This is a genomic window from Caulobacter sp. 05L422 (assembly GCF_056397765.1).
Window position 1 is genome coordinate 1 of sequence record NZ_JBFTOB010000019.1, and the last position, 19,834, is coordinate 19,834.

General features: G+C 68.5%; 17 protein-coding genes. 6 read left to right on the forward strand and 11 right to left on the reverse strand.

What is annotated here, in order from left to right; all coding sequences use genetic code 11:
- Positions 1-575 precede the first annotated feature (575 nt).
- The gene (aspS, locus tag AC1DMQ_RS17730) at positions 576-2,414 is read left to right on the forward strand and encodes an aspartate--tRNA ligase (RefSeq protein WP_477034877.1); all 1,839 of its coding nucleotides are present in this window, start codon (positions 576-578) and stop codon (positions 2,412-2,414) included.
- Between the two features lie 76 nt (positions 2,415-2,490).
- On the opposite strand, the gene AC1DMQ_RS17735 is transcribed toward aspS, so the two are convergent.
- The 3 genes from AC1DMQ_RS17735 to AC1DMQ_RS17745 form a co-directional block, all read right to left on the reverse strand.
- On the reverse strand, positions 2,491-3,432 hold the full coding sequence (locus AC1DMQ_RS17735) for a pentapeptide repeat-containing protein (protein ID WP_477034878.1): 942 nt from the start codon (positions 3,430-3,432) through the stop codon (positions 2,491-2,493).
- 96 nt (positions 3,433-3,528) lie between these two features.
- Positions 3,529-4,023 (reverse strand): pentapeptide repeat-containing protein, encoded by a 495-nt coding sequence (locus tag AC1DMQ_RS17740; RefSeq protein WP_477034879.1) that lies wholly within the window; start codon positions 4,021-4,023, stop codon positions 3,529-3,531.
- A gap of 69 nt (positions 4,024-4,092) precedes the next feature.
- Positions 4,093-6,864 carry a TSCPD domain-containing protein gene (locus AC1DMQ_RS17745; protein WP_477034880.1) on the reverse strand — a complete coding sequence of 924 codons (2,772 nt, stop codon included), beginning with the start codon at positions 6,862-6,864 and terminating at the stop codon, positions 4,093-4,095.
- Between the two features lie 262 nt (positions 6,865-7,126).
- Here AC1DMQ_RS17745 and AC1DMQ_RS17750 point away from each other — a divergent pair, with 262 nt between their 5' ends.
- Positions 7,127-7,522 (forward strand): NADH:ubiquinone oxidoreductase subunit NDUFA12, encoded by a 396-nt coding sequence (locus AC1DMQ_RS17750; RefSeq protein ID WP_477034881.1) that lies wholly within the window; start codon positions 7,127-7,129, stop codon positions 7,520-7,522.
- Position 7,523: 1 nt separating this feature from the next.
- Entirely contained in the window at positions 7,524-8,207 is a 684-nt protein-coding gene (locus AC1DMQ_RS17755; protein ID WP_477034882.1) for a DUF2155 domain-containing protein, read from the forward strand.
- Here AC1DMQ_RS17755 and aat read toward each other — a convergent pair.
- From aat to AC1DMQ_RS17775, 4 genes are all read right to left on the reverse strand, one after another.
- The gene (gene aat / locus AC1DMQ_RS17760) at positions 8,144-8,800 is read right to left on the reverse strand and encodes a leucyl/phenylalanyl-tRNA--protein transferase (RefSeq protein WP_477034883.1); all 657 of its coding nucleotides are present in this window, start codon (positions 8,798-8,800) and stop codon (positions 8,144-8,146) included. The genes AC1DMQ_RS17755 and aat overlap by 64 nt on opposite strands.
- Positions 8,801-8,884: 84 nt before the next feature.
- Positions 8,885-10,228, reverse strand: coding sequence for an acetyl-CoA carboxylase biotin carboxylase subunit (gene accC / locus AC1DMQ_RS17765; protein WP_477034884.1), 1,344 nt, complete (start codon positions 10,226-10,228; stop codon positions 8,885-8,887).
- A gap of 5 nt (positions 10,229-10,233) precedes the next feature.
- Positions 10,234-10,746, reverse strand: a complete 513-nt coding sequence (gene accB / locus AC1DMQ_RS17770; RefSeq protein ID WP_477034885.1) for an acetyl-CoA carboxylase biotin carboxyl carrier protein — start codon at positions 10,744-10,746, stop codon at positions 10,234-10,236.
- A 40-nt stretch (positions 10,747-10,786) separates the two neighbouring features.
- Complete coding sequence (locus AC1DMQ_RS17775) at positions 10,787-11,230, reverse strand: type II 3-dehydroquinate dehydratase (protein ID WP_310078814.1); 444 nt, start codon at positions 11,228-11,230, stop codon at positions 10,787-10,789.
- Between the two features lie 79 nt (positions 11,231-11,309).
- Here AC1DMQ_RS17775 and thiS point away from each other — a divergent pair, with 79 nt between their 5' ends.
- Positions 11,310-11,510: a sulfur carrier protein ThiS gene (gene thiS, locus AC1DMQ_RS17780; RefSeq protein ID WP_477034886.1), complete on the forward strand. Its 201-nt coding sequence runs from the start codon at positions 11,310-11,312 to the stop codon at positions 11,508-11,510.
- 45 nt (positions 11,511-11,555) lie between these two features.
- The gene (locus AC1DMQ_RS17785; protein ID WP_477034887.1) at positions 11,556-12,365 is read left to right on the forward strand and encodes a thiazole synthase; all 810 of its coding nucleotides are present in this window, start codon (positions 11,556-11,558) and stop codon (positions 12,363-12,365) included.
- A 1-nt stretch (position 12,366) separates the two neighbouring features.
- Here the strand turns inward: AC1DMQ_RS17785 and AC1DMQ_RS17790 are convergent, their stop codons facing one another.
- From AC1DMQ_RS17790 to AC1DMQ_RS17805, 4 genes are all read right to left on the reverse strand, one after another.
- Positions 12,367-12,711, reverse strand: coding sequence for a hypothetical protein (locus AC1DMQ_RS17790; protein ID WP_477034888.1), 345 nt, complete (start codon positions 12,709-12,711; stop codon positions 12,367-12,369).
- A 163-nt stretch (positions 12,712-12,874) separates the two neighbouring features.
- Positions 12,875-13,612: a DsbA family protein gene (locus AC1DMQ_RS17795; protein WP_477034889.1), complete on the reverse strand. Its 738-nt coding sequence runs from the start codon at positions 13,610-13,612 to the stop codon at positions 12,875-12,877.
- A 23-nt stretch (positions 13,613-13,635) separates the two neighbouring features.
- The gene (locus AC1DMQ_RS17800) at positions 13,636-14,994 is read right to left on the reverse strand and encodes a M48 family metalloprotease (protein WP_477034890.1); all 1,359 of its coding nucleotides are present in this window, start codon (positions 14,992-14,994) and stop codon (positions 13,636-13,638) included.
- A 219-nt stretch (positions 14,995-15,213) separates the two neighbouring features.
- The gene (locus AC1DMQ_RS17805) at positions 15,214-17,931 is read right to left on the reverse strand and encodes an Rne/Rng family ribonuclease (protein ID WP_477034891.1); all 2,718 of its coding nucleotides are present in this window, start codon (positions 17,929-17,931) and stop codon (positions 15,214-15,216) included.
- Between the two features lie 558 nt (positions 17,932-18,489).
- On the opposite strand from AC1DMQ_RS17805, the gene AC1DMQ_RS17810 reads away from it, so the two are divergent.
- On the forward strand, positions 18,490-19,689 hold the full coding sequence (locus AC1DMQ_RS17810; protein WP_477034892.1) for an N-acetylmuramoyl-L-alanine amidase family protein: 1,200 nt from the start codon (positions 18,490-18,492) through the stop codon (positions 19,687-19,689).
- The last annotated feature ends 145 nt before the right edge of the window (positions 19,690-19,834 follow it).

A 19,834-nucleotide genomic window follows, 5' to 3' on the forward strand; every position in this document is an offset into this window, starting at 1 on the left:
GCGGCGGGGGGCGATCGAGCGGGACTGGGCTGGAGGGGGTTACTTCAGCGTGTCCGGGGAGCCTGGCGTTGCAGGCCCCGCCCGCCGTCGGCGTCGAACGGGGACAAAGCGCGTGTATTGCCCATTGGCCCGCGCCCYCGGCGGCYGGTCCCCTCGGAAACGACMGGGACCGGGTCCGGCTAAGCCTCAACAGGGCTGCCCACCGGATGCTGGCGGATAACGATGGCGCGGAGCGATCGGCTTCGTCGAAACGGTATTCATTCAAAGACCTCCGGACGTCGTCCGGCGCTCCGCGACCCTTTCCAGCAGCTCACAGCCGAAGGCGTGAGATCACACCTACTTGCCCCCACCTGACGGCTTCGCCGTCTGTCCGCCCCCATAGGGGGGCGGAGGAGAACGCGCGCCCTCTTCCCCCTATGGGGGAAGACGACCGCGAAGCGGTCCGTAGGGGGCAAGTGTTCACCGCACCAAAGTCTCGCCTTGTCACCCCGGACCTCGCCCCAGAATCCTTGACATCCACGCCCCCTCATGCGCCTTTCCGCGCCTTGCAAATCATCGCGTTTCAAAGACTTTCCATGACCTCGACGCACGCCTATCGCACCCATACCTGCGGCGCCCTGCGGGCCTCCGACACCGGAAACCAGGTCCGCCTGTCGGGCTGGATCCACCGCAAGCGCGACCACGGCGGCCTGGTCTTCATCGACCTGCGCGACCATTACGGCCTGACCCAGCTGGTGCTGCACCCCGAAACCCCGGGCTTCGCCACGGTCGAGCGCCTGCGCGCCGAGAGCGTGATCAAGATCGACGGCGAGGTCGTGGCCCGCGACGCCAGCGTCGTGAACCCCAACCTGCCGACCGGCGAGATCGAGATCCGCGTCACCGCCGTCGAGGTGCTGTCCGAGGCCGCCGAGCTGCCGCTGCCGGTGTTCGGCGAGCCGGACTATCCCGAGGAAATCCGCCTCAAGCACCGCTATCTCGACCTGCGCCGCGAGACCCTGCACAAGAACATCGTGCTGCGCAGCAAGGTGATCCAGTCGATCCGCTCGCGGATGTTCGCCCAGGGCTTCAACGAGTTCCAGACCCCGATCCTGACGGCCTCATCGCCGGAAGGGGCGCGCGACTTCCTGGTGCCCTCGCGCCTGCACCCGGGCAAGTTCTACGCGCTGCCCCAGGCGCCCCAGCAGTTCAAGCAGCTGCTGATGGTCTCGGGCTTCGACCGCTATTTCCAGATCGCCCCGTGCTTCCGCGACGAGGACCTGCGCGCCGACCGTTCGCTGGAATTCTACCAGCTCGACGTCGAGATGAGCTTCGTGACCCAGGAAGACGTGTTCGCGGCCATCGAGCCGGTGATGCACGGCGTGTTCGAGGAGTTCTCGGGCGGCAAGCCGGTGTCGCCGATCGACGGCGTCCACACCTTCACCAACGATTTCGGCGCGACGCTGGAGCACAAGGGCTTCGAGCGCCTGACCTACGCCCAGTCGATGGCCTGGTACGGCAGCGACAAGCCGGACCTGCGCAACCCGATCAAGATGGCCGACGTCTCCGAACACTTCCGTGACGGCGGTTTCGGCCTGTTCGCCAAGATCCTGGGCGCGGACGCCAAGAACGCCATCTGGGCCATCCCGGCCCCGACCGGCGGTTCGCGCGCCTTCTGCGACCGCATGAACTCGTGGGCCCAAGGCGAAGGCCAGCCGGGCCTGGGCTATGTGTTCTGGTCGGAAGACCAGGGCGGCTGGGGCGGCCCGATCGCCAAGAACCTGGGCGAGCCGACCCAGGCGCTGATGGAGAGCCTGGGCCTGGGCAAGGGCGACGCCGCCTTCTTCGTGGCCGGCGACCCGGCCGTGTTCGCCAAGTTCGCGGGTCTCGCCCGCACCCGGGTCGGGACCGAGCTGAAGCTGGTGGCCGAGGAGCAGTTCAAGTTCTGCTGGATCGTCGACTTCCCGATGTTCGAATGGAACGAGGAGGAGAAGAAGGTCGACTTCTCGCACAACCCGTTCTCGATGCCGCAGGGCGGTCTGGAGGCCCTGGAGACCCAGGACCCGCTGACCATCCGCGCCTACCAGTACGACATCGTCTGCAACGGCTACGAGCTGTGCTCGGGCGCGATCCGGAACCACAAGCCGGAGATCATGCTCAAGGCCTTCGAGACCGCCGGCTACGGCGCCGAGGTGGTCGAGGAGCAGTTCGGCGGCATGCTGAACGCCTTCCGCTTCGGGGCCCCGCCCCACGGCGGCCTGGCCCCCGGCATCGACCGGATCGTCATGCTGCTGGCCGAGCAGGTCGCCATCCGCGAGGTCATCGCCTTCCCGCTGAACCAGCAGGGCCAGGACCTGCTGATGAACGCTCCGGCCGAGGCCCAGGACCGCCAGTACAAGGAACTGCACATCCGCTCGGCCCCGCCGATCAAGGTGTAAGGCTGGCAAGGTGTAGCGACCAAGAAAAAGGCCCCGGTTCGCACCGGGGCCTTTTGAATTTCTGAGCCCGCCGAGCCTAGTACTTCGGTTCCTTCGGAGGCTTGGGCGGCTTCGGCGGCCTGGGCGCGGTGGCGGCCACACGGGCCGCGGCCTCGATCTCGGCGCGGTGCGCTTCGACCTCGGCCCGGGCGGCTTCGGCCTGGGCGCGCTGGAAGCTGGGGCTGACCCGGACGCGGACATTGACCCCGCAGTTGCGGACGACCAGGCCGCGCGGCAGCCGGGTGGCCTGGTCGCCGCAGGCCTCGTCCAGCTGGTCCTGATCCAGCCCCCGGGCGTTGGACAGGTCGGCCCCGTTCAGGCTGGCGCCCGACAGGTCCGCGCCCCGGAAGTCGGCGCCGTTGAAGATCGCGCCGCGCAGGGTGGTGCCGGTGAACTCGGCGTCGCGGAAGCTGGCCCGCTCGAAATTGCCGCCGCTCATGTTGCTGGCGTTCAGCTCGGCCGAGCTGAAGTTGGCGCCCTTGGCGCTGACGCCCTGCATGTTGGCGCCGATCAGCTCGCTGCTGGACAGGTTGGCGCGCTCCAGGTTCGCGCCCTGGAAGCTGGCGCCGTGCAGTTCGCTGCTGGACAGGTCGACCCGGCCCAGATCGGCGCCGATGAAGTTGGCGCCGCTGCTCTCGATGCCCGACAGCTTGGCGTCGGTGAAGATGGCGTGGGAGAAGCCGGCGCCGCGCATCTCGGCGCCGCGCAGGTCGGCCCGCGACAGGTCCGCGCCGGTGAAGTTGGAGCCGAAGAAGCTGGCGCCGCGCAGGTCCGCGCCGATCAGATTGGCCTTGGCGTAGTTGGCGCCGGTGAAACGGGCGCCGGTCAGCTTGCGGCCCGACAGCTCGCAGCTCACGCAGGCGCCGCCCAGCGAGATCATCTTGGCCACGTCCTTGTCCTCGACCCCGGCATAGGCCTGATGAGCCATGGCCGACAGGGCGAGCGACAGAGCGGCGACAGTGATCCGCAAGCGGGACATCAAAACCTCCAGACCGGTCAGATAAGCGACCGTATGGGTTACGATTTGGGACCGGCGGCTCTCAAGCGCCACTTAAATCGCGGTAATGACGGAAGTTTAACGGCAAGCGGGCACGGAAAACCCGCGCGGCAAACGGGTGGACAGATCGCCGCAGGCCCGGTTCAGCTGGGCCTGGGACAGGCCGACGGCGCGGTCCATCTCGGCGCCGGACAGGTTCGCCCCAGTCAGGGTCGCGCCCCGGAAGTTGGCCCCTTCCAGATAGGCGCCGACCAGGCTGGCGTTGGTCAGGTTGGCGCCGGCGAAGCTGGCCCCGCCGAACACGCCGCCGTAGAAATTGACGTCGCGCAGGTCGCCGCCGGCGAAGCTGGTGCGGTTCATCTCGGCCAGGCTGAGATCGGCCTGGCGCAGACGGGCCCCGGCCAGGTTCTTGCCCTTCAGCACCTTGCCCGACAGATCGGCCTGGAACAGGTTGCAGCCCGGGCAGTTGGCGCCGCCCCGGACCTTGGCGATCTGGCCGGCGTTCTGGGCCGACGCGGGCGCGGCGGCGATCAGCAGACCGGCGGCGACGAGGATCGAGAGCAGCGGTTTCATTGTGGCGCGGGTCTTTCGGCGGGAACGGCGATTAAGCATGGCCTTGCAAGCTTAAGGCCAGGCAAATGCCTAGCCGGCGTCGCTTTCGCCTCGGGAGCCGTCGCCGGCCTGGGTTCCGCAGCTGTCGCACACCACCAGCCCGCCCTTGCGGCTCAGCGCCAGGTCGCCGCACGACGGGCAGACATCGCCGCTGGAGCCTGCGGGACGAGGCTCCTGATCGCGACGGCCGCCGAACGGCAGGAACACCAGATTGTCGGGCGCCGCGCCGCGCGAGAAGCCCTTGGAGATGAACTTGCTGGCGGGCAGGGGCTCGGCCTCGATAGCGCCGTCCTCAACGCCTTCGCCCCGGCCCAGGCCGTCGGCGTTGAACTCGCCCGGGTCGGCGTTGGCCAGGTCGTCGCGGCCCAGATACGAAACCCCGAGCTCACGGAAGATATAGTCGAGGATGGAGGTCGCCGAGCGGATGGAGTCGTTGCCCGTCACCCGCCCGGCCGGCTCGAACTTCGTGAAGACATAGGCGTCGACGAACTCGTCCAGCGGCACGCCGTATTGCAGGCCGATCGAGATGGCGATGGCGAAATTGTTCATCAGGCTGCGGAAGGCGGCGCCTTCCTTGTGCATGTCGATGAAGATCTCGCCAACCTCGCCATCCTCGTACTCGCCGGTGTGCAGATAGACCTTGTGTCCACCGACCGCGGCCTTCTGGATATAGCCCTTGCGACGGTCGGGCAGCTTGCGGCGAGCGCGGCCGCCCCGTTCCACGATCCGCTCGACCACACGCTCGACGATCCGTTCCTTGACCTGGACGGCGGGAGTCTCGGCGACGGAGGCCTCGGCGCGGACCGGCTTGGGCGCTTCGGCTTCGGCCTCGGGCAAGGGGAGGGTGAAGCCCGCGGGCGGCGCGCTGCGGTTCAGGCGCAGGGCCCGGACCCCGGCGCGAGCCGCAGCGGCCTGAAGGCGGGCGGCGTCGGCGGGGCGGGCGTCGAACGGCACGTCCAGCACGGCCGGGACCGCCAGGCAGGTGAAGGTCTCGACGGCGGCGATCATCGCCAGGCGATCAGCCAGGACCGGCGCTTCGATGGCGGCGAACAGGGCGCGAAGTTCGCCTTCCAGCGCTTCGCAATCCGACAACCGGCGCGCGCCGAGGGCGTGGCGTTCGGCAGCCTCGATCTCGATCTCGGAGAAGCCGGCGAAGGCCAGGGTGTCGAACCTGGGATCGGCCAGGGCCTCGGCGGGAACGCCCAGCACGTCGCTGAGGAAGCCGGCCCCGATCACGGCGGGGGCGAAGGCGGCGCGCAGACCGTCGGCGTGGCGCAGGGCGTCCTCGGCCTGTTCGATCTCGTGGGCGGTGAAGCCGCGCGCCTGCAGGACCATGTGGTCGATGGCCGGAGCCTCGGCCAGCGAGCCGTGGCCCATGGCGTGGCGGCGGGCGGCGTCGAAGTCGGCGCCGGCTTCGGTCAGGCAGAGGTGGGCCGCGGCGCTGAAGGTGGGGACCAGCAGGCCGTCGGCGGTTTGCGCCGTCGAGACGGGCGCGGCGGCGGCGGCGTGGCCCAGGGCCTTGCCGCCCAGGCGCAGGGCGGTTTCGGGGTCGGCGAAGGCGGCGACCAGACGCGACGAGCGCAGGCCGTGCTTGCGGGCCAGGCCATGGGCGACGGCCAGGGCGGCGGCGGCTTCCGAGGCCAGGGGCGAGCGCAGGGCGGCGGCGCGCACGCGGCGCTCGGCCAGGCCGCGCAGCACGGTCTGGCGTTCCTGGGCGAAGGCGGGATCGACGCCGAGCACCGCGGCGGTCTCGGCGCTGGCGCTGAGCGCGGCGCCGACCGTCAGGGCCCACAGGGCCGAGGCCGCGTCGCGTCCGGCGTCGCCGGCGGCCGAGAGGCCCTGGACCAGCAGCCAGTCGCCGATCCCGGCCAGGCCGATCTCGGCCGGGCGGTCGCCGCGCTCGATCTCCAGGGCCGTGGCCCACAGCCCCACCACCTGGTTGAAGCCGGCGGAGTCGAAGGTCTCGTCATGCTGGAAGGCGGTGACGTCGATGGCGGCGCGGACCGGCGCGCCCCGGGTCAGGGCCTCGGCGTCTTCCGGGGACAGGGCCAGGATCAGGACGCTGGTCTCCCAGCCGATCTGGGCGGCGGCGGAGGCGGCTTCGTCGACCGCGGCCACGCCCTGGCGCGAGGCCGAGGCCACGAGGGGTGCGGGGGTTTGGGCGTCGGACTCGATCAGGCCCGTGCGCGGCGCGCCGGCCAGGGCGATCGCGTCGAGGATCATGCGGTCGTCGGCGCCCAGGTCCCGGGCCCGGCGGGCGGCGCGGCCTAGGGCGCTGTTCTTGGACGGATCGGCGCAGGCCTTGGCGTCGCCATGGCAGCGTTCGACCGCGTCGCCGACCTGGGCCAGCGCCGCGTCGAGGCGGGCGGCGGCCTTGACGGCCAGTCGCGCTGAACGCCAACGGGCCAGATGCCCCTCGGCGACGCGCTTGAACTCGATCTCGCCGATGTCGGGCAGGCGCTGGGCCGCGGCCGGCGTTCCGACAGGCGAGGCGACGCCCGTCAGCATGGTGGCGAGGAGAGCATCGCGGAAAGCGTCGGCGTCGGCGGCGTCGCCGAACAGGCCGTCCGAAAGGCCGGTCTTGGCGAGGCGATCGGCGTAGCGTGCGGGACCGCCGCCCAGCGGCGTCTCGGCGTCGAACGCCTTGTCGTTCTGATCCTGGACGGCCCAGTCCAGCCAGGCCTCGACCCGCGCGTCGGTCCAGCCTTCGGGCGCCAGCACCTCGATGACGGCGTCGGCGCGCTCGATCTCGCGCAACGCGATGCGCGGGGCGGAGGCGGGGTGTCGGGACTGGATGCGCATGGGCGATTCCGCGGCCTGGGCGCCAGGGTGCGCCAAGAATTAGCCATCCTAGATCGCCGAACAGCGCCCTTCAATAGATGTGGGGCGCCGCAACCCCTCGATCCACAAGATGTTGATATGGCGACCTCGCGCCGGATGCTGGACGCTGGAAGGCCGCCGACCTATAGTCCGGCCGCTTCGCAACGCCTTTGCGTTGCCCGAAACCCTCCCGGATTCTGGACCCTTCCAGATTTGGGACCTTTGCGAGATTGGTGCTGACGCGGTGCTGAAAGCGATCTTCACGTGGTGGAACGGTGCGACCATCGGTCAGCGCTTCCACATTAGCCGTCGTGGCGTGTTCGTGGGCCAGGACGACTACGGCAACCGCTACTTCGAGGCCCGCGACAACAGCGACAGCTATGACGACCGCAAGCGTCGCTGGGTGATCTACGACGGCTACGCCGAGGCTTCCAAGGTCCCGCCCGAATGGAGCGGCTGGCTGCACTATACGTTCGACGAGCCGCCGACCACGGCGCCGCTGAAGCGTCGCAGCTGGGAAAAGGATCACCATCCCAACCTGACCGGCACCATCTACGCCTGGCGTCCGAAGGGCTCGCTGGCCCGTGGCGGCGAGCGCGCGGTCGCCACCAGCGACTACAAGCCCTGGTCGCCCGAATAGGATGACTATCCGGCGGCCCTCGACGAGCGTGGCGATGCTGGCCCTGGCGGGGTCGCTCGTTGGCGGCGGCGCCTGGGCGCTGCAGAACGCGCCACAGCAACCGCCTGCCGCCCAGACGCCGCCGACGGCCCCCGCGCCGACGGTCGCGCCGCAGCCGTCCCGCCAGGGACCTGGCGCGCGCCCCATTACGCCCACGCCGGCAGCTCAACCCGCCGCCCAACAGCCCGCCCCAGCGACCGAGCCCACGCCGGCCGTCAAGGGGCCTGCTCCGCCAGCGCCGGCCGCCAAGCCCGCGGTGACCGTGCCCGAGAAGCCCGCGGAACCGATCAAGCGCGCGCGCTCGTCGGTCGCCATCATCCAGGCCCTGGACAAGGTGACGACCGAGACGATGCGGTTCGAAGCGCCGGTCGGCCAGCCGATCCGCTACAAGACCCTGGTGTTCACGGTCCGCGCCTGCGAGACGACCGCGCCCGACGAGGACGCCCCGGACTCCGTGGCCTATGTCACCGTCGACACCCAGCCCAAGGCCCTGCCGGGCCGCGTGGCGCCGCCCGGACGTCAGATCTACAAGGGCTGGATGTACGCCAATTCACCGGGCCTGAACCCGCTGGAGCATCCGGTCTATGACGCCTGGCTGATCGCCTGCAAGACCTCGGCTCCGGTGGCCCCGGCCGCCAGCCGATAGAAGTCGGCCTGGGCCGTCCAGGCCCGGCCAAGCCGGCGGCGATAGTCGGCCCGCGAGATCTCGATCGTGCCGAACTGTTCGAGATGCTCGGTGATGAACTGGGTGTCCAGCAGCCGGTAGTCGCCGGCGACCAGACGACCGACCAGATGGACCAGCGCCACCTTGCTGGCGTCGCGGCGGGTCGAGAACATGCTCTCGCCAAAGAAGCACGCCCCGAACGCCACGCCGTAGAGGCCGCCGACCAGCTCCTCGCCGTCCCAGCATTCGACGCTGTGAGCCAAGCCGCGCGCGAACAGCTGGCTGTAGAGCCGTTGGATCGGGTTGTTGATCCAGGTTTCGAGCCTGCCCGGCCGCGCGGTCGCGCAGGCCTCGACGACGGCGTCGAAGGCGGAGTCGATGCGGATTTCGAACGGTTCGGCCCGGACGGTGCGGGCAAGGCGGCGCGGGACGTGCACGCCGTCCAGCGGCAGCACGCCCCGGCGTTCCGGGTCGATCAGGAAGATGCTCTCGTCTTGGCGGGCGTCCGCCATCGGGAAGACGCCGCGCTCGTAGCAGGCGATGAGATCATCGACCGTGAAGGCGTCGTCATCCATGGCTGGCCGTGAACCCCAGGTGGGCCTGATCCCGAAGCGTCGTCATCCCTTCGAGCAAGTCGGGGGATGACGACGATTTTAAGGTCAGCCCTGCGCCTTGATCCAGCGCTCCAGCCAGTGGATGTCGTAGTCGCCGGCCAGGATGTCGGGCTGCACCAGCAGGTCCTGGAACAGCGGAATCGTGGTTTCGATGCCGCCGACGACCATTTCGCCCAGGCAACGGCGCAGGCGCGCGATGCACTCCTCGCGATCGCGGCCATGGACGATCAGCTTGCCGATCAGGCTGTCGTAATAGGGCGGGATCGCGTAGCCGGTGTAGATCGCCGAATCCAGCCGTACGCCCAGGCCGCCGGGGGCGTGGAAGTCGGTGATGGTGCCGGGCGACGGCGTGAAGGTCCGGGCGTTCTCGGCGTTGATCCGGCACTCGATGGCATGGCCTTCGAACACCACGTCGGCCTGAGTAAACGACAACGGCAGGCCAGCGGCGATGCGGATCTGCTCGCGCACCAGGTCGATGCCGGTGATGGCTTCGGTGACCGGATGCTCAACCTGCAAGCGGGTGTTCATCTCGATGAAGAAGAACTCGTCGTTCTCCCACAGGAACTCGATGGTCCCGACGCCCAGATAGCCGATGGCCTTGATCGCATCGACCACCACCTTGCCGATCTTCTCGCGACCGGCGGCCGAGAGGGCGGGCGAGGGGGCTTCTTCCAGCACCTTCTGGTGGCGGCGCTGCAGCGAGCAGTCGCGCTCGCCCAGATGCACCACGTTGCCGTGGCTGTCGGCGATGACCTGGATCTCGATGTGGCGCGGCTTCTGGAGGTAGCGCTCCATGTAGACCGTGTCGTCGCCGAACGCCGCGCGGGCTTCCGAGCGGGCGGTGGAGACGGCTTCGGCCAGGTCCTCGCGGGTCTGGGCCACCTTCATGCCGCGACCGCCGCCGCCCGAAGCGGCCTTGATCAGCACGGGGAAGCCGATCTTCTCGGCGGCTTCGAAGGCCTCTTCCTCGGTCGACACGCCGCCGTCCGAGCCCGGAACGACGGGGATGCCCGCGTCCTTGACGGCCTGTTTGGCGGTGATCTTGTCGCCCATCATCCGGATGTGTTCCGGCTTGGGCCCAATGAAGGTGTAGCCGTGCGCGCCGACGATCTCGGCGAAGCGGGCGTTCTCCGACAGGAAGCCATAGCCCGGGTGGATCGCCTGGGCGCCGGTGATCTCGGCGGCCGCGATGATCGACGGGATGTTCAGGTAGCTCTTGGCGGCCGAAGCCGGGCCGATGCAGACGCTTTCGTCGGCCAGCCGCACCCACATGGAATTGGCGTCGGCCTCGGAGTGGACCGCCACGGTGGCGATGCCCATTTCCTTGCAGGCGCGGTGAACCCGAAGCGCGATCTCGCCTCGGTTCGCGATGAGGATCTTGTCAAACATGCCGATTACTCGACGATGACGAGCGGCTCGCCGAACTCGACGGGCTGGGCGTCTGCCACCAGGATCTCGACAACCTTACCGGCCTTCGGGGCCGAGATCGGGTTCATGGTCTTCATGGCTTCGACGATCAGCAGGGTCTGGCCGGCGCTCACGGTGTCGCCCACCTTGATGAAGGCGTCGGCGCCGGGCTGCGGCGACAGATAGACGGTGCCGACCATCGGCGACTTCACGGCTTCGCCGGCGTGGGCGGCCGGCGCGGGCGCGGCGGCTTCAGCGGCGGGCGCTGCGGCGAGGGGAGCCGGGGCGGGCGCATAGGCCTGGGCGGCCGGGGCCTGGACGTATTGGGTGGCCTGGGCGGCGACGGTCAGTTCGCGGGCGACCCGGATCTTCAGGCCGGCGTGCTCGACCTCGATCTCCGACAGGCCGGTGTCCTTCAGGATGTCGGCCAGCTTGCGGACCAGGCGGGCGTCGATCGACGGAGTCTCGACCGGATCGGCGGGGGCCTTGGGATTGGACATGGAAGCTTACCTTGCTGTCTTCTGAAGCCGGGGTCGCCGGCTAGTTCGCGCCGATCAGGCCGGCAGCGGCCTCGATCGCCAGTTCATAGCTCGCCGCGCCGAAGCCGGAGACAATCCCGGTCGCGGCGAGCGAAACGAAGGTGTGGCGGCGGAAATCTTCACGCGCCGCCGGGTTGGACAGGTGACACTCGATGACCGGGATGTTCAAGGTCTTCAGGGCGTCGAGGAGGGCGATCGACGTATGGCCGTAGCCCGCCGGGTTAATCACCAACGCGCAGGCTTCCGTCCGGGCCTCCTGGACCCAGTCGATCAGCACGCCTTCGTGATTGCTCTGCCGGAAGACGACGGAAAGGCCCCGAGCGGCCGCGCGCGCCTCGCAGCGCGTACGGACATCGTCGAGCGTGTCCTTGCCGTAGATCTCGGGCTCGCGCGTTCCCAACAGGTTGAGGTTGGGTCCGCTCAGCACATGGATCGGTTTTACCATTCGGCTCCGCCGTCGATTCCGGGAGGTCTTGTATAGCCGGTTCCCCCGCGTCACAAGCAGGGCTCGCTTCGGAGGTGACATGAAGCTTCTCTTGAACGGCGAGGAACGGCATATCGCCGACGTCGTCAGCATCGCGGATCTGGTGTCCGCCCTGGGCCTGGACGCCCGCAAGGTGGCGGTGGAGCGCAATCTCGAGATCGCGCCGCGCTCGACCTATGCCGACGTGCGCCTGGCCGACGGCGACCGAATCGAGATCGTGACGTTCATCGGCGGCGGCTAGGTCTGCGGGTTTGAAACCCGGGGCGCGGAGGCGTAAACCGGCCCCATGAACGCGCATGTCTCACCCGAATCCGCCGTCCCCGTTTCCGAAGATACGTGGACCGTCGCCGGCCGCACTTTCCGTTCGCGACTGATCGTCGGCACCGGCAAGTACAAGGACTACGCCACCAACGCCGCGGCGGCGAAGGCGGCGGGGGCCGAGATCGTCACGGTGGCCGTGCGCCGCGTGAACCTGACCGATCCGACCCAGCCGCTGCTGGTCGACTACGTCAAACCCACCGAATTCACGTTTCTCCCGAACACGGCGGGCTGCTTCACCGGCGAGGACGCCGTGCGCACCCTGCGCCTGGCCCGGGAGGCGGGCGGCTGGGATCTGGTGAAGCTGGAAGTGCTGTCCGACCCCAAGACGCTCTATCCGGACATGGAAGAGACGTTGCGCTCGCTGAAGCTGCTGGTCGCCGAGGGCTTCCAGGTGATGGTCTATTGCTCGGACGATCCGGTCTATTGCCGCAAGCTGGAAGAGGCCGGCGCGGTGGCGATCATGCCGCTGGGCGCGCCGATCGGCTCGGGCCTGGGCATCCAGAACCGCGTGAACCTGCGGATCATCGTCGAGAACGCCAAGGTGCCGGTCCTGGTCGACGCAGGCGTCGGCACGGCTTCGGACGCCGCGATCGGCATGGAGTTGGGCTGCGACGCCATCCTGATGAACACCGCCATCGCCGAGGCCAAGGACCCGATCCGCATGGCCCGGGCGATGAAGCACGCGGTGATCGCCGGCCGCGAGGCCTATCTGGCCGGGCGGATGCAGAAACGGCTCTACGCCGATCCCAGCTCGCCGCTAGCGGGCCTGATCTAGGTCAGGCCTTCACGTCGAGCAGCGATCCCTTCTTCATGTCGGGATCGTTCTGGACCTGCTCCTTGATCTGCTTCTTGAGCTCGTCCTCGATCTTCTGGCGCTCCTCGGGGCTCATCGCCTTCATCTGCTCTTCGGTGACGCCCATCTTCGCCAGCATGGCCGCGCGCATCTTCTGCGCCGGCGTCAGCTTGGCGTAGTCCATGAACTCGTCCTTGGCCGACTTCGCGGGCACGGCGGCCAGCGGATCGGACGACGAAGTCGCCGGCTTGGCGGCCGTGGCGGCGTTGATCTTCGACAGGGTCGAGGCGGCGAGAGACGCCAGGATGCTGGGACCGGAAACGAGCATGGAAATCTCCGCCGTAAAAGGGCGTGTCATGCCAAGCAAGAGCCGTGCGCGCTTTGCGTCTCAGGGATTTCAATAGGTTGCCGAAAGCTTGCCGAGCCCCACGGCAGAGTTGGCCGAGCAGTTCCTTCCGGGCCGGCCAGATCTGCCCCGCCGCCCGAGGAGGCTAGACCTTCTTGGCCTTGCCCGCCCGGGCCTGTTCGATCGCCAGTTTGAGGGCGTGCATGTCGGCGCCGGGGATCATCTGGTCGCCGACGAAGAAGGCCGGCGTGCCTTCGATGGCCAGGGCCTCGGCCAAGGCGTGGGTGTCGGCCAGGTGCTGGGTGGTGGCCGCGGACGTGGCCGAGGCGCGGGCCTTGGCCATGTCGATGCCCAGGTCCTGGGCGATGCGCAGGACGCTGGCTTCGTCGAGGCTCTTCTCGGCCATCAGGCGCTTGTGCAGCTCGATCGTCTTGCCCTGGTCTTTGGCGCCCAGGACCATGCGCGCGGCGACTTCGGAGTCATGGCCGAAGATCACGAAATCCTTGAACACGAAGCGCACGTCGGGGTTCTTCTGGATCAGCTCGACGATCTGCGGCGCGGCCAGTTTGCAGTAGCCGCAGCGGTAGTCGAAGAACTCGACGACGGTGACCGAACCGTTCGGATTGGCCACGAAATCGCGCGGATCACGTTCCAGCGCCTGGCGATACTTGTTCATCGCGCTCTTGGCGTTCTTCGTCTTCTCGGCCGTCTCCTTCTCCTGGAGCTTGGTGCTCATCTCGACCAGCACCTCGGGGTGCTCGATCAGATAGGCGTGCACCTTCTCGCCGAACGCCTTGTCGGCGTTGGCCTGGCCGCAGCCGATCAGCGAGAGGGCGGCGATGGACGCGGCGGCGAACGCCATCGGACGAAGCGACAGGGGCATGGAGATCTCTGGAAAGGGGCGGCCTAGCGGCGCAGGCCCGAGGTGACGGCGCCTTCCTTGGCCAGGTCCTTGAGGTCCTGGTTGGAAGGATTGGAAGTCAGGACGATGTCGGTGGCGCGACGCCATTCGACGCTGTCCTTCTTGAGCAGTTCACGGGCCCGCATCGCGAAGACCCGGGCCTCCTGGGTGGCGCCCATGTTGAAATACTGCTCGGCGGTGGCCAGGCGCGCCCGGCCGTCCTCGCCGCGCTTGTCGTAGGCCTGGGCCAGCAGGCGCCAGGCGACGGAATTGTCGCTTTCGTCGAGCAGCGAGCGCTTCAGTTCGCTGATGCCCTCCTCGACCTTCTTGGGGTCGTCGAGGCCAATCAGGGTCTGGCCCAGATTGACGCGCAGCAGCGCGGCGTCCGGCTTCAGCGCCACCGAGCGGCGCTGGGGCTCCTCGGCTTCCTTGACGCGGTTGAACTCGAACAGGATCTGGCCCTTGAGCTCCCAGAGATAGGGATTGTTCGGGTTCTCGGTGATCAGGCCGTCCAGGATCTTCAGGGCCCGGTCGGGCTCCTTCATCTGGTAATAGGCGATGGCCCGGGCGTAACGGGCCGGGAAGGCCCGGTCGTTTTCCTTGTACTTCGTGATCGCGATGCCGGGATTGAGGAACCCCTCCAGCTTGGCCTTCATGATCTCGTGTTCGGCCAGGGACGCCGGATCGTCGACGGCGTTGTAATGCGGCAGCTTCTCGACGCGGCTGCGCAGGGCGTCGATCCGGTCGCCCGAGAGGGGGTGGCTGCGGAAATAGGCGTAGCGCCGCGACTGGTCGAAGACCTCCTGGTAGCGGAAGTTGTCGAAGAACTCGACGAGGCCGCGGCCCGACTGGCCGGTGGCTTCGAGGAAGCCGGCGCCGGCCTGGTCGGCGCGTGATTCCTGGTCACGGCTGTAGCCCAGGGCGCCCAGTTGGCCGAAGTAGCTGGCGTTGCCGAGCAGGACCGCGCCGGCGTCCGGAGCGCCGGCCAGGGCGGCCAGAACGCCCAGGCCCATCGTCAGGATCATCGGCTTGAGGCCGGCCCGCATCATCTCGCCCGAACGCAGCGGGTGCGCGCCGGCCAAGTGCCCGGTTTCGTGGGCGATGACGCCCTTCAACTGGTTGGGCGTCTCGGTCTGCAGAATCAGGCCGGTGTTGAGGCCCATCATCAGGCCCTGGGTGGCGAAGGCGTTCAGTTCCTTGTCGCCCACCAGCAGGATGCGGACGGTCTTCGGATCCAGCCCCGCCGCCGCGTAGATCGGGTCGGCGTCGCGGTGAAGGATTTCCTCGATCTCGGTGTCGCGGATCAGCGAAGGGCCGTCCTGCGCGTGGGCCGGCGCGACAGGAGCGAGGATGGCCGTCAGCAAGGCCAGCGCCGACAGCGCCGATCCCGTTTTCCTGGACAATCTTTCGGAAGCCGCCCTTATCCGGGAGGTCATCGAACTCTCCTGATCGCGCCCCCGCGCTCAAGCCGGCAGTCTAACGCGGTTCTCGACGACCTGGGAACATCCGTCGAACGAGCACCCGCGGATATAGGTGCAAAGCCCGGCGGGACCAGGGTCCCGCCGGGGCTGCATTCAGGGATTTTAGCCGCGACGCCACCAGCCGCGCTTGGGCTTCTCGGGCGGCGTCACGATTTCGGCCGGATCGGGTTCGGACACGACCGGAGCCGGCTCCGCCGCGGCGACCGCGACGGGTTCCGGTTCGGCGATCGGTTCCGGGGCGGCCTTGACCGCCACCGGAGCCTCGACCTCGACATCGGCCGCGACCAGCGGCGTTTCCTCGACCGCTTCGACGGCGGGCGTTTCGACAGTCGCTTCGGCCGAAACCTCGGCGTCGCCGGTCTTGCGGCCGCGGCTGCGGGGGCGACGCGCCTTCTTGGGGGCTTCGTCCTGCGGCGGCAGTTCGACCCAGACGTCGGCCGGCGGGCCTTCGATCACGGGCGGCGGCAGCGGGGCGGCTTCCAGCTCGGCGACGTCGACGCGTTGGGCGGGGGTGCGTTCGGCGCCGAAGGTCTCGGAGGACGCCTCGGTCCGCTCGCCGCGTTCGCCACGACCGCGTCCACGACGACCGCCGCGTTCACCGCGCTCGGCCCGCTCGGGACGCTCGGCGCGTTCCGCCACCGGGGCTTCCACGCGTTCCGGACGCTCAGGGCGCTCAGGGCGTTCCGAACGTTCGGCGCGCTCGGGGCGAGCGCCGCGGCCGTCCAGTTCCGCCGGGTCGTGCCAGACGAAGGCGTTCTCGCCGAACGGCACCCGCGGACGGGTCCAGGCGAAGGCGTCGGCCGGACGATCGCCGTCCTCGCGACCGCCGCGACGACCGCCGCGACGTCCACGACGGCGACGACGGCGGCGCGATTCCTCGTCCTCGCCCTCGATGTCGCCTTCGGCGCGGTCAGCGCCCTCGGCGTCGTCCTCTTCTTCGTCGCCGGCGGCCTCAGCCGGAGCGGCCTCGTCACGCTCGTCGCGACGACCGCCGCGACGGCGGCGCTTGCGGCCGCGACGGCCAGCTTCATCCTCGGCCGGTTCGGCGCGAGCCGGACGGGCGGCGCGGGGCGCGGCGTCGTCTTCGCTCTCGTCTTCGTCCTCGGAGACGATCTCTTCGTCTTCGTCTTCTTCCTCGTCGTCGAACGCCTCGTCGTCATAGACGGGGTCCGGCTCGATCGGCGCGAAGATCTGCGGGGCAGGGCGCTCGCCCAGCTCCGTACGGTCGATGTCGTGCTCGGCCTGGTGCAGGCTGTCGTCGACCAGGACCGTGACGAAAAGGGCGTGGGTCTGCTGCAGGCGCAGCAGATAGGCGCGCTTTTCGTTGAGGATGTAGATGCCGACCGGGCGGCTGACCTTCAGGGTGACGGCGCCGCCGCCCTTCAGGGCCTCGACCTCGACCGCGCGCAGGGCCGCCAAGGCGCTGGACTCGACCGAGCGGACGCGGCCGGTGCCGTCGCAGTGTTCGCAGACGTGGGTGGTGCCTTCCAGCACGCCGGTGCGGCGACGCTGGCGGCTGATCTCCATCAGGCCGAACCCGCTGATCTTGCCCATCTGGATGCGGGCGCGATCGTCCTTCAGAGCGTCCTTGAGGACCTTCTCGACGGTGCGGTTGTTCTTGGCTTCATCCATGTCGATGAAGTCGATGACGATCAGGCCGGCCAGGTCGCGCAGGCGCAACTGGCGCGCGGCTTCCTCGGCGGCTTCCACGTTCGTCTTGAGCGCGGTGGCCTCGATGTTGCGCTCGCGCGTGGCCTTGCCCGAGTTGACGTCGATGGCGACCAGGGCCTCGGTTTGGTTGATCACCAGATAGCCGCCGGAGCGCAGCGGCACGACCGGCGAATAGATCTGGGCCAGGTGATCTTCGATCTTGTGCTTGACGAACAGCGGCGCCGGCTCGCGATACGGGAAGACCTTCTTGGCCTGGCTCGGCATCAGCATGCGCATGAAGTCGCGCGCTTCCTTGTAGCCGGCCTCGCCCTCGACCCAGATGCCCTCCAGGTCCTTGTCGTACATGTCGCGGATGGCGCGTTTGACGAGGTCTTCCTCCTCGTAGATCAGCGCCGGGGCGATCGAGTGCAGCGTGTTGTCGCGGATATTCTCCCACAGACGCAGCAGGTACTCGTAGTCGCGCTTGATCTCGGCCTTGGTGCGCTTGGCGCCGGCCGTGCGGACGATCAGGCCCATGCCCTGCGGCACGTCCAGGCCCTGCACGACGCTCTTGAGGCGCTTGCGGTCGGTGACCGTGGTGATCTTGCGGCTGATGCCGCCGCCCCGGGCGGTGTTGGGCATCAGGACGCCGTACCGGCCGGCCAGCGACAGGTAGGTGGTCAGGGCCGCGCCCTTGTTGCCGCGCTCTTCCTTGACGACCTGGACCAGCATGATCTGCCGGCGGCGGATCACTTCCTGGATCTTGTACTTGCGCATCAGGCGGCGCTTGCGGCGCGCCAGCTCTTCCTCGACGGCGTCTTCCTCGTCGTCGACCGCGTCGCCGTCATCGTCCTCGCGGGCGTGATGGTGATCGTCCTCGTCGTCGTGCGAATCGTCGCGCATCAGCGCTTCGCGGTCGGCGACCGGGATCTGGTAGTAATCCGGGTGGATTTCGTTGAAGGCGAGGAAGCCGTGGCGATTGCCGCCGTACTCGATGAACGCAGCCTGGAGGCTGGGTTCAACGCGGGTCACCTTGGCGAGATAGATATTTCCTCGGAGTTGCTTTCGGGTCTGGCTCTCGAAATCGAACTCTTCAACCCGCGTACCATCCACGACCACCACACGCGTCTCTTCGGCGTGGGCGGCGTCGATCAACATCTTCTTCGACATAAAGGGTATCTCCACGGCGCGCGGCGAACGCTAGGTCCGGGCGCCGATATGATTGAAAGGCGCGCACGTCACCGCCCGTCGCCCCGCCGAAGCGGTTGCGGAAGGTCGGTCGCCAAAGGCGGTCGGGTGCGGCGCAGCCCATAAGGTTTCTGTGTTCCTTAACGCGCCGGGGGGCGCGGATCGGATGGAGCGTCGACGCCGGAGCGGCTTAAGGGCCCGACGCGGGCCCTGCGGGACGATCCAGGCGAAGGCTTCGCGCCTCACGCTGGTAATCGAGCCCAAACTCGTTTCAGTCCGGCGGTTCCGGCCGCGACCGCGATTTGCGTCCTTAAGAATGCAAGTACGTCCGCGAGATAGGAACCGCTCACGCTTTCCGCCATGACGATCACGGCGCTCAGCGCGCGGACCATAGTCTAGCAACATCGCGCGGTAAAAGAAAAGCGCTCGACGATCCGCACCTGCGCGGCCATGTCGCGTTTGAGGTTAACGCTTTCTCTACCGAAACATGCGGATATCAGTTTTTGGGTTTAGGTTGAGCGCCTGGGGGCGACGGACGACATGAGCAGGGTTCTGATCTCGGCTGCGAGGACAGGATGGGCGCGGGCGGCGATGATCGTCGGCGGCCTGGCCCTGGCCGGCGTCGCCGTGGCCATGGCCCAGGGCCCCGCGCCGGCCGCGGGCGTCCAGAAGGTCCGCTTCGGCGGCGACCGCAACGAAACCCGCATTGTCATCGACCTGGATCGAGCCGCCACCGGCAAGCTGTTGGCCGACGGCGCGACGGATCGCCGTGTGGTGATCGGCCTGCCCAACGTCACGACGGCCGGCGATCTGCAGGGCTCGGGCCAGGGTCTGGTCGAGCGCTGGGCGATCGACGAAGCCGCCGGCGGCGCGCGGCTGCGCCTCGACCTGAAGGCCAACGCCGAGGTCCGCCGCCGCTTCCTGCTGCCGCCCGGCGACGGCGCGTCGGCCTATCGCTATGTCATCGACCTGAAGTCCACGGACGCCCCGGGCGCGCTCCAGGCGCCGGTCCTGAAGCCGACCCTGGTCTCGGCGCCGGTGAAGGCCTCGGCCCTGCGCCTGAAGAAGGTCATCGTCATCGACGCCGGTCACGGCGGCAAGGATCCGGGCTCGTCCGGCGCCAACACCGCCGAGAAGGACGTCACCCTGGCCGCGGCCAAGGCGCTGAAGACCAAGCTGGAGAAATCCGGCCGCTACACCGTGGTCATGACCCGCCAGTCGGACACCTTCGTGCCGCTGGAATCCCGGGTGCAGATCGCCCGCCGGGCCGACGCCGACCTGTTCATCTCGCTGCACGCCGATTCGGGTCCCGACGCGACGACCCGCGGCGCCAGCGTCTACACCCTGTCGGAAAAGGGCACCGAGCGCGTGGCGCGGGTGCTCGAAAAGGACGACTGGCTGATGAAGGCCAATCTGCCGGGCCGCGATCGCGCGGTCAGCCAGATCCTGCTCGATCTTTCGCAACGCGCCACCAAGAACCGCTCGGCCGCCTTCGCCGAGACACTGCTGCAGTCGGTGGGCGAGGAGACGACCCTGCTGCGCCGCAGCCATCGCGACGCCGGATTCATCGTGCTGCTGGCCCCCGACGTGCCGGCCGTACTGCTGGAAATGGGCTTCATCACCAATGTCGACGACGAGCAGCTGCTGAAGACCTCGTCCGGCCGCGACCGGCTGATGGACGCCGTCGCCGGCTCGATCGAATCCTATTTCCAGACCCAGACCCGCCTAGCCGCCCGCTAGGCGAAGGGCTTCTGCTCGCTGGACCGGCGAGAGCCGTTGGCGCCTTGCCCGATGCGCGCTAGAGCCATCTGGGGGAAGACGCGTCGGACGTGGCCAATCCCTGCGACCGCAAAACAGCTTACGTTTTTGCCGATCGCGCTCTAGA

Coding starts and splice junctions, on each gene's coding strand:
- AC1DMQ_RS17790 (WP_477034888.1), bottom strand. CDS start 12,711: ATGCTCGTTTCCGGTCCCAGCATCCTGGCGTCTCTCGCCGCCTCGACC.
- AC1DMQ_RS17785 (WP_477034887.1), top strand. CDS start 11,556: ATGAACGCGCATGTCTCACCCGAATCCGCCGTCCCCGTTTCCGAAGAT.
- AC1DMQ_RS17775 (WP_310078814.1), bottom strand. CDS start 11,230: ATGGTAAAACCGATCCATGTGCTGAGCGGACCCAACCTCAACCTGTTG.
- AC1DMQ_RS17805 (WP_477034891.1), bottom strand. CDS start 17,931: ATGTCGAAGAAGATGTTGATCGACGCCGCCCACGCCGAAGAGACGCGT.
- aat (WP_477034883.1), bottom strand. CDS start 8,800: ATGGATGACGACGCCTTCACGGTCGATGATCTCATCGCCTGCTACGAG.
- AC1DMQ_RS17810 (WP_477034892.1), top strand. CDS start 18,490: ATGAGCAGGGTTCTGATCTCGGCTGCGAGGACAGGATGGGCGCGGGCG.
- AC1DMQ_RS17795 (WP_477034889.1), bottom strand. CDS start 13,612: ATGCCCCTGTCGCTTCGTCCGATGGCGTTCGCCGCCGCGTCCATCGCC.
- accC (WP_477034884.1), bottom strand. CDS start 10,228: ATGTTTGACAAGATCCTCATCGCGAACCGAGGCGAGATCGCGCTTCGG.
- AC1DMQ_RS17740 (WP_477034879.1), bottom strand. CDS start 4,023: ATGAAACCGCTGCTCTCGATCCTCGTCGCCGCCGGTCTGCTGATCGCC.
- AC1DMQ_RS17755 (WP_477034882.1), top strand. CDS start 7,524: ATGACTATCCGGCGGCCCTCGACGAGCGTGGCGATGCTGGCCCTGGCG.
- accB (WP_477034885.1), bottom strand. CDS start 10,746: ATGTCCAATCCCAAGGCCCCCGCCGATCCGGTCGAGACTCCGTCGATC.
- AC1DMQ_RS17745 (WP_477034880.1), bottom strand. CDS start 6,864: ATGCGCATCCAGTCCCGACACCCCGCCTCCGCCCCGCGCATCGCGTTG.
- AC1DMQ_RS17735 (WP_477034878.1), bottom strand. CDS start 3,432: ATGTCCCGCTTGCGGATCACTGTCGCCGCTCTGTCGCTCGCCCTGTCG.
- thiS (WP_477034886.1), top strand. CDS start 11,310: ATGAAGCTTCTCTTGAACGGCGAGGAACGGCATATCGCCGACGTCGTC.
- aspS (WP_477034877.1), top strand. CDS start 576: ATGACCTCGACGCACGCCTATCGCACCCATACCTGCGGCGCCCTGCGG.